This window comes from Streptomyces sp. NPDC000878, from assembly GCF_053599695.1.
In genome coordinates, this window is the sequence record NZ_JBSFMT010000131.1 from 1 (window position 1) to 13647 (window position 13647).

General features: G+C 71.6%; 8 protein-coding genes. 5 read left to right on the top strand and 3 right to left on the bottom strand.

What is annotated here, in order from left to right:
• Positions 1–142 precede the first annotated feature (142 nt).
• On the top strand, positions 143–3562 hold the full coding sequence (locus tag ACWDR4_RS48415; protein ID WP_450418387.1) for a BTAD domain-containing putative transcriptional regulator: 3420 nt from the start codon (positions 143–145) through the stop codon (positions 3560–3562).
• A gap of 6 nt (positions 3563–3568) precedes the next feature.
• Here ACWDR4_RS48415 and ACWDR4_RS48420 read toward each other — a convergent pair whose 3' ends face one another.
• A complete protein-coding gene (locus ACWDR4_RS48420; protein WP_450418389.1) occupies positions 3569–5593 on the bottom strand; it encodes a sigma-70 family RNA polymerase sigma factor in 2025 nt (674 codons plus the stop codon).
• Between the two features lie 199 nt (positions 5594–5792).
• Positions 5793–6584 (bottom strand): TetR/AcrR family transcriptional regulator, encoded by a 792-nt coding sequence (locus tag ACWDR4_RS48425; RefSeq protein ID WP_450418391.1) that lies wholly within the window; start codon positions 6582–6584, stop codon positions 5793–5795.
• A gap of 379 nt (positions 6585–6963) precedes the next feature.
• Between ACWDR4_RS48425 and ACWDR4_RS48430 the strand changes: the two genes are divergently transcribed.
• The 3 genes from ACWDR4_RS48430 to ACWDR4_RS48440 all read left to right on the top strand — a co-directional run bounded on the left by ACWDR4_RS48430 (position 6964) and on the right by ACWDR4_RS48440 (position 11202).
• Complete coding sequence (locus ACWDR4_RS48430) at positions 6964–8355, top strand: NAD(P)/FAD-dependent oxidoreductase (RefSeq protein WP_450418393.1); 1392 nt, start codon at positions 6964–6966, stop codon at positions 8353–8355.
• Positions 8356–8579: 224 nt separating this feature from the next.
• Positions 8580–10265, top strand: a complete 1686-nt coding sequence (locus ACWDR4_RS48435; protein ID WP_450418395.1) for a SpoIIE family protein phosphatase — start codon at positions 8580–8582, stop codon at positions 10263–10265.
• 106 nt (positions 10266–10371) lie between these two features.
• Positions 10372–11202, top strand: coding sequence for a class I SAM-dependent methyltransferase (locus ACWDR4_RS48440; protein WP_450418397.1), 831 nt, complete (start codon positions 10372–10374; stop codon positions 11200–11202).
• Positions 11203–11233: 31 nt separating this feature from the next.
• Here the strand turns inward: ACWDR4_RS48440 and ACWDR4_RS48445 are convergent, their stop codons facing one another.
• A complete protein-coding gene (locus ACWDR4_RS48445; protein WP_450418401.1) occupies positions 11234–12508 on the bottom strand; it encodes an MFS transporter in 1275 nt (424 codons plus the stop codon).
• A 147-nt stretch (positions 12509–12655) separates the two neighbouring features.
• Between ACWDR4_RS48445 and ACWDR4_RS48450 the strand changes: the two genes are divergently transcribed.
• The gene (locus ACWDR4_RS48450) at positions 12656–13204 is read left to right on the top strand and encodes a MarR family winged helix-turn-helix transcriptional regulator (protein WP_450418399.1); all 549 of its coding nucleotides are present in this window, start codon (positions 12656–12658) and stop codon (positions 13202–13204) included.
• The last annotated feature ends 443 nt before the right edge of the window (positions 13205–13647 follow it).

A 13647-nucleotide genomic window follows, 5' to 3' on the forward strand; every position in this document is an offset into this window, starting at 1 on the left:
CACCCCCACCCCACCCCGGCCCGCATTTCCAGCCCGTCCGGCGTTTGAGGACGAGGCCCGTTCAGGGCCGATAGCGGGGGTCTGGGGGCGCAGCCCCCAGGGGATGGGAACGGGTAAGGGCGGCGGGGGCGAGAATAGGCCCGTGCGGTACAGAATCCTGGGCGTCACCCAGGCCCAGGACGACGACGGCACCGCCATACCCATAGGCGGCCCCCGCCTACGAGCCCTCCTCACCGCCCTAGCCCTCCGCCCCAACCACACCACCACCCCCGAAACCCTGATAGACGAGGTCTGGGCGAACACCCCGCCCAAGGACGCCCCCGCAGCCCTCCAGGCCCTCATCGGCCGCCTACGCCGCACCCTCGGCAAAGACACCATCACCTCGGACCCCGGCGGCTACCGCCTCACAGCGACCCGGGACGACATCGATCTCCACGTCTTCGAACACCTCGTACGACAGGGCAAGGCGGCCCTGGACCACGCCGACCCCACGACCGCCGCACGCACCCTCTCCGAGGCCCTCGCCCTGTGGCGCGGCCCAGCCCTGGCCGACCTCCCCGACCGCACCGCGGCGACCCGCCCGGAGGCCCTGCGCCGAGAGGCGACACGCGCGCGCGTGGAGGCGAACCTGAGACTCGGCCAGGCAGCCGACGCCGTACCGGAGTTGCAGGAACTTACGCAGGCCCACCCGTACGACGAACCGCTGCACGCCCTCCTCATCCGCGCCCTGCGCGACACGGGCCGCAGCGCGGACGCCCTCACCGCGTACGAGACGGCCCGCCGAACCCTGGCGGAGGGCCTGGGCACGGACCCGGGCCCGGAACTACGCACCCTGCACAAGGAACTGCTGACGCAACCACCCCAGCAGCCCACCCACAACGCCACCCCCACCTCGGCCTCCACCCTCACCTCCCCACTCGCCCCCACCCCCACTGAAAACTGCCGCCCCCACCCCCACCGCCACAGCAACATTCGCCCCCGTCTGACATCTTTCGTCGGCCGGGAACCCGAGATCGAGGCCATCCGTTCGGATGTGCACAGGACCCGTCTCGTCACGCTCATCGGACCGGGCGGTTCCGGAAAGACCCGTCTCGCCGAGGAGGCCGCCGCCAGCCTCCCCCAGGCGTGGCTCGTCGAGCTGGCCCCGCTCGACCGGCCGGAGGCGGTCCCAGGCGCGGTGGTCAGCGCGCTCGGTCTGCGCGAGACCGTGCTCATGACCACCGAGCTGACGCCCCCGCAGGACGACCCGCTCGCCCTGCTCATCGAGTACTGCGCCCCGCGCAGCCAACTCCTGATCCTTGACAACTGCGAACACGTCATCGACGCGGCGGCCGAACTCGCCGAAACCCTGCTCACCCACTGCCCCGGGCTCACGATCCTCGCCACCAGCCGTGAACCCCTGGGCGTGCCAGGCGAGTCGGTGCGCCCGGTCGAACCCCTGCTCCCCGACCCGGCCCGCCGCCTCTTCGAGGAGCGCGCCGCCGCCGTACGCCCCGACGCGGACACCGCCCTCCGCGACACCGAGGCGGTGGCGGAGATCTGCCGCAGGCTCGACGGGCTGCCCCTGGCCATCGAGCTGGCCGCCGCCCGCCTGCGGCTGCTCACCCCTCGCCAGATCGCCGACCGCCTGGACGACCGCTTCCGCCTCCTCACCTCCGGAAGCCGCACCGTACTGCCCCGCCAGCAGACCCTGCGTGCGGTCGTCGACTGGTCGTGGGACCTGCTCGACGAGCGGGAGCGGACGGTACTGCGCGAGGTCTCCGTCTTCGCGGGCGGCTGGGACCTCACTGCCGCGGAGGCGGTGTGCGGCGGCGCGGCGGCCGACCTCATGGGCGCGCTGGTCGACAAGTCCCTGATAGTCGCGACCCCGCACGAACCCGGTGAACGCCAACTCGATGAACGCGAACCCAATGACGGCGACGCACCCGGAGCCGACGCACCCGGCACCGAGACCCCCGGCATGCGCTACCGCCTCCTGGAGACCATCCACGAGTACGCCACCGAGCGCGCCGCCGAGGCCCCCGAGCAGCGCGCCGCCGCCGAGCGACGGCATCGCGCGTGGGTGCGCGCGCTGGTGGAGAAGGCCGAACCACTGCTCCGCTCCGCCGAGCAACTCCCGTGGATCGCCCTCCTGGAGACGGAGCTGGACAACATCCGGGCGGCCCTCGACCGCTCGATCAGGAAGGGCGACGAGGAGGAGGCCGCAGCCCTGGCCCTCGCGATGGGCTGGTTCTGGTGGCTGCGCAACTTCCGCCGGGAGGCCATGGAATGGCTGACGCGGATAGTGAACCTGGGGACTTCAGCGGAAGCGGAGGCAGATACCCGGCCCCGACACACGAACCTCCGAATGAACGTCCGCATGTACCACATCTTCCTGGCCATCGACGCGGACCCGATCGCCGCCCCCCGAGGCGAGCACTGGCACCAGCGCGTCGCCGAGGTCCGCGCCCACTTCGAGCGCGGCGGCCCGGAAGCGGCCCGGCTCCCGGGCCTCGCCTGGCCGCTCACCATCCTCGCCGACGCCGACGGGCCCGATTCCCCGCCCTCCGACGGCACCGGTTCCCCGCCCCCTGGCGACACCGGGACGACCCGCCCCAGCCTCCCGGACGTGGCCGCCGCCCTCGACACAGTGATCGCCAACTGCCGTACGCACGGCGGCGACTGGGAGGTCGCCGCGAGCCTGATGTTCCGTACGCACATGGTCGTCGACTCACCGGGCGGCCTGCTCGGCCGGGCTGTGGACGACGACCTCGCGGAACTGCGCGTGCTCAGCCGCCGTGTCGGCGACCGCTGGCTGCGGGCCCAGGTGTGCAGCGCGGCCGGTGAGGCCGCCATGGCGCGCGGCGTCTTCGAGGAGGCAGCGGGGGAGTACGAGGAGGCGCTGCGGCTCGCCCGCGAGGTGGGCGCCCATGCCGAGGCACCGTTTCTGATCGCGCGGCTCGCCGAGATCGCCTACCGCGAGGGCGACCGCGGCAGGGCGCTGGCCACGCTGGACGAGGCGAGTGCGGCGGCCGACCGTTCCGGGGTGGCGGACTCCCGGGCGTTCGTCCTGCTGCTGCGGGCGCAGCTGGCGCTGGACGACCAGGATGTCGCCGGCGCGCGGGCGATGTGCGAGCAGTCCCGCGCGGAGATCGCCCGGGGCACACCGCCGCCGCAGTTCATGGCGGGGCTGAACGCGATGGACGCCCTCGTCACGGCCGAGGAGCACGGGCCCGGGCGGGGACTGGTGAAACTGACCGCCACCCTGCGCGAGGCGGTGGCGCGGGGCTGCGCCGAGGTGGTCACGGCGGCGATCGTGGACGCCATGGCGGGACTGCTGGCCCGCCTCGGCGACCACCCGCGCGCGGTCCGCCTGCTCGCCGCCTCCGACAGCTGGCGGGGTGGCCGCCCGCGCCCGATGCCGGACCGGGCGCGGGCGGAGGAGACGGAGAGCAGGGCCCGCTCCGCCCTGGGAGCGGAACGCCACGAGTCGGAACGTACGACGGGATCGGCACTCACCGTGGACGACGTCCTGGACGAACTGGCCGCCCTCACCACAGCACCACCGAACCCGACCCCGTGACCCCCGTCATCGGCACATGAACTTGGACTCGGCCCAGTCCGCGAGCGCCACCGAGTCGAACGCCGAGTGGGGCTCCACGACCAGGCGGATCGTCCTGCGCCCGGTGAGGTCGACATGGACGGGCACGGCTTCCTGGCCGCCCTGGATCAGCTCGGACCGCCACACGCGCTCCCCGTCGGCGAACACCGAGAAGCGGACCTGGCCGAGGCCCAGCGTCATGTCGTCGACACCGACCAGGGCGTCGTACGAGGCACAGTCGCGGTTGAGATCGATCGTGACCGAGGACTCCCCGTGGACGGTCACCCCGTGCTCGTACTGCTTGCCCGCGATCGACACCCCCCACCGCTGCCACACCCAACTGCTCTCGCCGAGCCGCATCTCGGGCTTGGTGCCGTCGCCGAAGACGCCGTACTCCAGCTCGTTCCACTGGTAGTCGGCCGGGGCGGGCGGCGGCGGGGGAGCAGGCTGCGTCGGGGTGGGCGTGGGCGTGGGTGTGGGAGTCGGTGTCGGGCTGGGCGTCGGAGTCGGCGTGGGCGTAGGCGTGGGACTCGGTGTGGGCGTCGGGGACGGAGTCGGGGTGGGGGTCGGGGTGGGCGCGGGCGCCGCGGCCGGTGCCAGGGCCGGAGGTGCCGGCTCGGGCGTCGTGGGCGTAGGGCTCGGCGTCGGCGCCGCCGGCTGGACCGCCGGCACGGACGGGGACGAGGACGGCCTGGCGACCGACTCCTTGGGCACCTCGTCGCCGGCCAGCGCGAACACCACCGCCGCGATCCCGACGGCGACCACGCCCGCCGCGACCCCCGCCTTCACCGGCGCGCCCAGCCCCTCCGAGGCCGCCGCGCCACCACCGGCCCCGCCGGACGACGAACCGCTCGCCGCTGCCGCCGCGCCGCCGACGCCCACCGCACCCGCTCCGGCGCCCCCGGCGACCAGCGCGGCCACCTTGGCGTACCCGGCGGCGCCGAACCAGCCGATGACCGCGATCGGTACGACGGCGGGGATGCCGCTCGCGACCTCCTTGATCTGGCCCGCGGCCAGCCGGCACTTGGCGCACTCCTCCAGGTGCTTGCGCAGCCCCCGTTCGGCACGGGTGCGCAGGCCCCCGCGCGCGTAGGCGCCGAGCCGGTCGGCGTAGCGGGAGCACTCCTCGTCGGTGGCGAGGGTGGCGCTGACATGGGCCTGGAGGTAGGCCTGCTTGAGCCCCTCGCGGGCCCGGCTGGCGAGCACGCGCGTGCCGTTGGCGTCCAGCCCGAAGAGGGTGGCGACCTCGCTCGGCGACTCGTCCTCGACCTCGGTGTGCCACAGCACGGCCTGCCACCGCTCGGGCAGCGACCGGAACGCCTGCATGGCCATGGACTGCTCGGCCTCGTGCATCGCACGGACGTCGGCGCCCAGGTCGAGAGTGTCGTTGTCTGACATCGTGGACATCTCGGAGCCGCGCGTGGCCTGTGCCGCGAACACCGCGAAGTCGTCGACCAGTTGCTCGCGCTTCGCCGACGTCGTCCAGTTCGCCGCGACCCGGCGCACGGTGGTGAGCAGATAGGCGCGTACGGCGTACTCGGGCCCCGAGCCGCCGCGTACCGCCTGGAGCATGCGGGCGAAGACCTCGGCGGTGAGGTCGTCGGCGGTGTGGCCGTCGCGGCAGCAGGTGCGCGCGTACCGGCGTACGGCGTCGGCGTGGCGCCGGTACAGCTCCTCGTACGCCGTGTCGTCGCCCGAGCGCATCCGCCCGATCAGGTCGGTGTCGGACGGCGGCAGTTCGATGGGCGGCGGCAGCACACTGTCCGAGCGGGGCGGCAGCACGCTGCCCTCGCGCTGCGCCGGGACGCTGCCCTCCATCGGGTCGATCGGGTCGTCGAGGTACTCCGGGTACTCCGAGTCGTCCAGCGAGCCGCCCAGGTACTGAACGCCTTCGACGGCCCCGGCGCCTCCGTGCCCGCCCTGGCTCGGCACCTGCGGCTGCGGCGAGGTCAGCCCGCCGCCGGCCTCCGGGTCGCCGTCACCGAGTGACTCGTCCCGTCCGTCAACGCTCATCGCGGAAAGCCCCCGCCGCCTGCACAGCCACCTGCACACCGAGTCCCGAACACCGGGTCAGAGTGCCATATTGGCTTTTGTTCAGTGCCCCCTGGAGCGAACCACCACTCGTCCGTGGGCACTTCCCGCAATGAGGTACTAGCGTTCACCCGAACGGGGAATGCTCAGCCGACACTTGCACCGACGCCTACGTGGACCGTCACAGGGGCCGCGACCGCAACCCCTCCAGCAGGATGTCCAGCAGCCGCGAAGAGGCCGCCGCCTGCTGCGCGGCGTCCGGCAGCGAGGGCGCGGCCGTCGCGATCACCAGCAGTACGTCCGACACCGACACGTCCGGCCGCAGCTCGCCCGCCTCGCGCGCCCGCTCCACGAGCCGGCCCACCACGTCGAGCAGCGCCAGCGCACCCGCGTCGTCCGCCAGAGCGGCAGCCGCCGCGTCCTCGGAGACCAGCCGCAGCTCCCCGGAACCCGTTGGCTGGGACCGCTGCTGCGGTACCCGCGCCTCGTCGAAGCCGATGCCATCGGGGCCACCGGAGCCGCCCGGACCGTCCTCGTCGGCGACGCCGACCCGCAGTATCTGCGGCGGCAGCAGCCGACCGGCACCCGAGGCCACCGACGTCCGCAGGAAGCGCGACAGCGCCGACCACGGCTCGTCCTCCTGCCCGAGCGCCGCACGGGCCTGGTCGGTCAGCCGGGAGGTCTCCTCCTCGGCTATCCGCCGGACCAGGACGTCCTTGCTCGGGAAGCGCCGGTACACCGTGCCGACACCCACCCGCGCGCGTCGCGCCACGTCCTCCATCGGCGCGCCGTATCCCAGCTCGCCGAAGACCTCACGTGCCGCGCGCAGCACGTGCTCCAGATTGCGCTGTGCGTCCACGCGCAGCGGCGCCGTACGCGATGTGTCACCGCGTCCGTTGCCCGCCGCCGCGCTGATCGGTCCGCCTGGTGCGATGGCGGACGCGGTCGTCCAACGAGAATCCTGAATGTGCATATTGTTCCCCCGGTAATGACGTCTCCCCCCGGAGACTCCCCGCCATTGGCAGCCGGAGCGTGCGGAACAAGCACTGAACACGGGCCCACCCGTCGCGGAACGGACCCGAAAGAGCGCATCCCCCTACACCCCGTCGACCTACGAACATAGTTGAGCGAGGGTCAATTCAGAAGGGGCACGTTCCGCACGGGGTGGCGCCCGATCGGAGTACGGGTCGGATACGTCCCGGTTGCGCCCCTTCCTGTCACCCGGCTCACACCCGCTGACCTGCGCTCCTGCCCCGCGCGCCGGCGATTCGGGCAAGGTTGCGATCGACCGCCCGCCGGTCACACAAATTGTCGGGCCTGTGGACAAACGCCAGCGCTGGGTGCGTCATGGGATGGTGAAGGAACGTGCGCGCATTCTCGTTGTCGGCGGCGGCTACGTCGGGATGTACACGGCCCTGCGCCTCCAGCGGAAGCTCCAGCAGGAGCTGAAACGGGGCCAGGTCGACATCACCGTCGTCACGCCAGACCCGTACATGACCTATCAACCGTTCCTCCCGGAGGCGGCGGCGGGCTCCATCTCACCCCGCCATGTCGTCGTACCGCTGCGCCGGGTGCTCGACCGGTGCCGGATCGTCGTCGGCGAGGTCACCGCGATCGACCACGCCAAACGCACCGCGACCGTGACCACCCTCGCCACCATGGAAGAGGGAACGGGCGCCGAGCAGCTGACGTACGACGAACTCGTCCTCGCGCCCGGCTCGGTCTCCCGCACCCTGCCGATCCCCGGCCTCGCCGAACACGCCATCGGTTTCAAGACGGTCGAGGAGGCCATCGGCCTGCGCAACCACGTCATCGAACAGATGGACATCGCCTCCTCCACCCGCGACCCCGCGATCCGCGACGCGGCCCTGACCTTCGTCTTCGTCGGCGGCGGCTACGCCGGCGTCGAGGCGCTCGGCGAGCTGGAGGACATGGCCCGCTACGCCGCCCGCTACTACCACAACGTCAAGCCCGAGGACATGAAGTGGATCCTCGTCGAGGCATCGGGCCGCATCCTGCCCGAGGTCGGCGAGGAGATGGGCAAGTACACCGTCACCCAGCTGCGCCGCCGCAACATCGACGTACGCCTGGAGACCCGCCTCGACTCCTGCGCGGACCGGATCGCCGTCCTCAGCGACGGCGCCCGCTTCCCCACCCGTACGGTCGTGTGGACCGCCGGCGTCAAACCCCACCCCCTCCTCGCCGCCACCGACCTCCCCCTGAACGAGCGCGGACGCCTTAAGTGCACCGCCGAGCTGACGATCGAGGGCACCACGCACGCGTGGGCCGCGGGAGACGCCGCCGCCGTCCCCGACGTCACCGCCACGGAACCCGGCAGGGAGACGGCCCCCAACGCCCAGCACGCGGTACGCCAGGCCAAGGTCCTCGGCGACAACATCGCCCGCTCCCTGCGGGGCGAACCGCTCGAAACGTACTCCCACAAGTACGTCGGTTCAGTAGCCTCCCTGGGACTCCACAAGGGCGTCGCACACGTCTACGGGCGCAAGCTGAAGGGCTACCCCGCCTGGTTCATGCACCGCGTCTACCACCTGAGCAGGGTGCCCACCTTCAACCGCAAGGCCCGGGTGCTCGCCGAATGGACCCTGTCGGGGCTCTTCAAAAGGGAGATCGTCTCCCTCGGTTCGCTCGAACATCCCCGTGCGGAGTTCGAACTCGCGGCCGGTGGGAAGTCTCTTCAGAACCCGCACCAGAACCCGAATCAGGACCCGAAGGGGTCGTCCTGACCGGATCCAGGAACTCCACGGACCCGGCCGGCGTCTGAAGGATGTCGGCCCGGTCGGCCACACTGCAGACTGGCTACACACCTCGCCGCACCACCCTTCTCCACCTTTCTCGCCGCACTCTCTCCACGAGGCTTTCCGTAAGTGCTGTATCTCCCGGGGGACACCCCCCGTACCTCCGGCCGACCCGCTGCCGGCCTGTGCCGACAAACACGAGGCAAGGATTCGTGAACTTCACGCGCTGGAGCGCCCGCCTTCCCGGAACGCAGCGCCGCGCCGCAGCGCGGACCGATCACACGATCACTCCGGACCGGTTGCCGGACCGGCTCGGCGAGGGCCCCGGCTCCGGCCCCGGCTCCGTACCCGCCGCCCGCGCCGAGCAGCTCACCGACGAGGCGCCCTGCCTCCCCGCCGTCGACGACCTGCCCACGCGCGAGGTCCTCGACCGCATCCCGGCCCTGGTGGCCCTCGTCCACGGCCCCGACCACCGCATCGCGTACGTCAACGACGCCTATGCGGCGGCCTTCGGCGTACGCCCGGAGGGCGTCCCCGCCCGCGACTCGGCCCCGGAACTCGACGAACTGGGCCTGCTGCCCCTCCTGGACCAGGTCCTGCGCAGCTCCAAGCCCCGCACGGTCAAGTCCCGCAAGGCCCACAGCGGGCGCTCGTACACGATCACGTGCACCCCGGTCGACGTGACGGCCACTCCCGAAGGGAGTGGCGGTGTCCTCATCTTCGCCGCCGACGTCACCGACCACGCCGAGGCCGCTGAACGCCTGCGCGCCAGCGAACGCAGCCAGCGCCAGACCGCGGTGACCCTCCAGCGCTCCCTCCTCCCCCAGGAACTGGAGGAACCGGACGACCTCCGCGTCGCCGCCCTCTACCAGCCCGGCGGCACGGAAGCGGCGGTGGGCGGCGACTGGTACGACGTCATCACCCTCGGCGGCGGACGCACAGCCCTCGTCATCGGCGACGTCATGGGCCGAGGGGTCCGCGCGGCAGCGATCATGGGCCAGCTCCGTACGGCGGTCCGCGCGTACGCGCGCCTGGACCTCCCCCCGCACGAGGTCCTCCAGCTCCTCGACGGCCTCGCCACGGAGATCGACGCCAACCAGATCGCCACCTGCGCGTACGCCGTCCACGACCCGAACGAGGGCAAGCTCGTGTACGCCTCCGCGGGCCACCTCCCGATCCTGGTCCGCGACGAGAGCGGTGCCGTCCAGCGCGCCGACGAACCCACGGGCCCGCCGCTGGGCACGGGCGGCTGGATGCACGCCTCGGGCTCGATCCCGCTGACCCCGGGCTCCACGGCGGTGCTCTACACCGACGGCCTGGTGGAACGCCGCAACGAGGACCTGGACGAGGGCATCGCCGCCCTGGAGCGGGCCCTGTCGGGCGCCACGGGCAGCCCCCAGGTCGTCTGCGACCGTCTGGTCCGCTCGGCGGGCGTCACCGCGGACCACGACGACGACGTGGCCGTCCTGGTCCTCCAGCACCCGGCCCGCACCGGCCCCGACAGTGACCTGTTCCGCAACGCGGCGCTGGAACTCCTCGGCGGCATCGAAGCGGCCCCCCGCGCGCGGGCGTTCGCCTCCGGCGTCCTGACGAGCTGGCGCTTCCCCACGGAACTGCACGACGTGGGCGTCCTGGCGGCCAGCGAACTGGTCGCGAACTCCCTCCAGCACGGCACACCCCCGATGCGCCTGCGCCTGCGCCGCACCGACCGCCGCCTCATCGTCGAGGTCACGGACGGCGACGACCACCTCCCCCTGCGCCGCACGGCGGAACCCGGCGACGAATCGGGCCGCGGCATCGCCATCGTCGCGACGATCGCCACGAGCTGGGGCTCACGCCGGACACCAGGGGGCGGCAAGGCTGTGTGGTGCGAGTTCGTACTGCCGGGGAGCAAGTAGGCCGTAGGCCTGGCGGGGGTCTGGGGGCGTCAGCCCCCAGGGAGGCATCAGGGAGGGCCCGCGCGTCCCCTAGGCGAACCCACCAGCGCCTGCTAGTAGCTCCTGCATGGCAGATCCCACAGGCTTCCCCCTCAAAGACAACGCCACACACGACGCCACGGAGCACTACGAGCGCTACAGCGCCCCGCTGATGGCCCCCTTCGTCACCGCGGTCGTCGAGGCCGCCGACCTCTTCCCGGGCGCCCAGGTCCTCGACCTGGCCTGCGGTACGGGCTTCGTCGCCCGGGCCGCCGCCGCCCAGGTCGGCCCCACGGGCCACGTGGCCGCCGCCGACCTCCTGGAGGGCATGCTCAGGACCGCCGCCCGCCACGCGCCCCGGATGTACCCGGACATCGAGTTCACCCTGGCCCCGGCCGACAAACTCCCGTACCCGGACGACTCGTTCGACGCGGTCCTCTGCCAACAGGGCATCCAGTTCTTCCCCGACCTGGAAGCCGCCCTCACCGAAGCGGCCCGCGTCACCCGCCCGGGCGGCCGTTTCACGGCCACAGCCTGGACCCCACCGGCGGACCGCTCGCCGTACTTCGCCGCCCACCTCAGGGCGGTCACCGAACACGGCACCAAGGAGGCGGAGGCACGTTTCGCCACCTCGCTCTCCTGCCCAGCCGAACGCATCACGGCAGCCCTGACCACCGCCGGCTTCCACGACATCACGACCCGCGAGGTCACCTTCACCATCGCCTTCGAGGACTTCACGGACTTCGCAGCCGGCCACCTCGCGGCCGTCCCCTGGGGCCAGTCGATCGAGGAGACGGGCGGCCCGGCCGCCTTCACCGAGGCAGCGGAAACGATCCGCAGAACCCTGACCGCCCACACGGCCCCCGACGGCTCGGCAACGCTCCCTTTCACGTCAACCCTGACCACAGCCACCCGCTGAACCAGAGGAGGCCCGAGGCCAGTGCCTACTACTACGTAGTAGGCACACCGGCCCCCACCGGAGCCCCACCCTGCGCGACCACCCGACTCCGCCGCGCCAGAGACGGCTGATTCTGTACGGGGGTCAGCAGCCGTCCCAGCCGTACGGCGAGGACGCTGATCCCCAGCGAGAACAGCAGGAACATCACGATGTACGGCGCATGCAGCGAGGCCCCGAGCGGCCCGCCCACCGCAGGGCCGACGGCCAGCGCGAGCTGCTTCACCAGGGCGAACGCCGAGTTGTACTGCCCCGCGAGCCCGGCCGGCGCCAGATCGGCCACCAGCGGCGCGACGGTCGGCGACAGCATCGCCTCCCCGAGCCCGAACAGCGCGTACGTCGACACGAACGCGGCGGTCGCCATCGCCTGGCTGCCGTGCCCGAGCCCCGCATACCCGGCCACGCCCCACGCGACGGCCCAGAGAATCCCCACAGCCGCGATCACCCGGGACCGCTTCTGCCGCTCGACAAACTTGAGTACCGCGAACTGCGCGACCACGATCACTGCGGTGTTCGCCGCCAGCGCCGACCCGAGGGTGGACGTCGAGATCCCGGCCGCCTCGACCCCGTACGCACTCAGCCCCGACTCGAACTGCCCGTAACAGGCGAAGAAGAGAACAAACCCCAGCACACACAGCTGCACCATCGCCCGGTTCCCGAGCAACTGCTTCCAACTGCCCTTGGCCTGAGCCGGCGCACCGTCGATCCGCGCCGAACGAGGCATCCGTACGGTCGCCATGATCACGGCGAGCAGCAGGAACATCGCCGCCTCGATCGAGAACAGCAGGGTGAACGACCCGGCCCGCGTCGTGTCCACGAGATGCCCGCCGATGAGCCCACCGACGCCGAGCCCCAGGTTCTGCAGAAAGAACTGGGTCGCGAAGGCCCGTGACCGCGTCTCCGCCGACGAGAAGTCCACGATCATCGTCGCGAGCGCCGGCTGCATCACGGCCTGCCCGGCCCCCAGCGCCACCGCGGCGAGGAGTACGGCGGTCGCGTTGGCGGCGAGCCCGAGGCTCAGCGAACCGACGGCGGCGGTGACCAGGGCGACGAGCAGCACCGGCAGCGGGCCGCGCCGGACGATGGCCCGCCCGGCGAACGGAAGCACGACCAGCGCGGCCACGGCGAAGACGGCGAGTACGAGACCCGCCGTCATGGCTCCCAGTCCCCGCACCTGCGCCACATAGACGTACAGATAGGGGACGGTGAAGCCGAGCCCGAACGCGCTGAGTGCGTTGCCCACATGGATCCGGCGCATCGCTGCGCCCATCGCCCTGGTCACTTTCACCTGCCTTGATCGTGAAGTCGTACGCCAGCCGAAGGGGTTAGGAGTGAAGACTTCGAAGCTAAAGTTAAGAATTGAACAGTACACCTCGAAGGACTTCGACACCAAGCGTGCACATGGGACACTGCTCCCATGGGTGACACCCCCGCCGTCGGCGAGCCGACGCTCGATGAGCAGATCGCCGCCTACCAGCGCGAGTTCAGGGACCTGGACCCCCAGGTCGAGAAGATCGTCTCGGCCCTGGGCCGGCTGAACCGGCGTATGCAGGTGGCGTACGGCCGCCAGACCGCCACGCTCGGCATCAGCAACGCCGAGTGGGAGGTCCTCAAGGCGCTGGTGCTGGCCGGCGCCCCCTACCGCATGGGCCCGAGCGACCTGGCCAAGCGGCTGGGCCTGACGCCGGCCGCGATGACGCACCGGATCGACCGGATGGTGACGGAGGGGCTGGTCACCAGGGAGCGGGACGAGTCCAACCGGGTCCGCGTGATCGTGGAGCTGACGGACGAGGGCCGCGAGAAGTGGCTGGAGGCGATGCGCATGGCCACGGTCTTCGAGGAGGACCTCCTCCAGGACCTCACCCAGGACGAACGCACGAGGCTCGGCGACGTCCTGACCCGTCTCCTGCGCCGCGTGGAGCACGCACAGCCGGATGCCGGCGGACGACTCAGCGACCTCGACTAAAGATCTTGACAGGGGCGGGCAGGGGATGACATGGGGGCGCTTGACATCCCCCTCCCCGATCCGTAAAGTTCTCCGGGTTGCCACGGGGCCGTAACGGTTCTGCGGCAGCACCTCCGCCGCAACAGCGGCAACCCAAACCATCAGCATGATCCCCCAGCCGGGATGATTTCGGCGTGCCCGAATTCAATTCGAATGGGGCTCGATGGAGTTCGATCAGCTCGACGGCCCGATTGGGAATCGCCGAGAGGATCCGCTAGGGTTTGAGACGTCGGAACGGCCCAACGGCCGGGAGGACAAGCCCCGCTGACTGGGAATCAGGCCCGAAAGGATCTGATAGAGTCGGACTCGCCGGAAAGGGAAACGCGAAAGCGGAAACCTGGAAAGCACCGAGGAAATCGGATCGGAAAACGGTCTGATAGAGTCGGAAACGCAAGACCGAAGGG

Excerpts from the sequence above, each read along its gene's own strand:
- ACWDR4_RS48425 (WP_450418391.1), bottom strand. The coding sequence starts at position 6,584 with ATGCACATTCAGGATTCTCGTTGGACGACCGCGTCCGCCATCGCACCA.
- ACWDR4_RS48450 (WP_450418399.1), top strand. The coding sequence starts at position 12,656 with ATGGGTGACACCCCCGCCGTCGGCGAGCCGACGCTCGATGAGCAGATC.
- ACWDR4_RS48420 (WP_450418389.1), bottom strand. The coding sequence starts at position 5,593 with ATGAGCGTTGACGGACGGGACGAGTCACTCGGTGACGGCGACCCGGAG.
- ACWDR4_RS48445 (WP_450418401.1), bottom strand. The coding sequence starts at position 12,508 with ATGGGCGCAGCGATGCGCCGGATCCATGTGGGCAACGCACTCAGCGCG.
- ACWDR4_RS48430 (WP_450418393.1), top strand. The coding sequence starts at position 6,964 with ATGGTGAAGGAACGTGCGCGCATTCTCGTTGTCGGCGGCGGCTACGTC.
- ACWDR4_RS48440 (WP_450418397.1), top strand. The coding sequence starts at position 10,372 with ATGGCAGATCCCACAGGCTTCCCCCTCAAAGACAACGCCACACACGAC.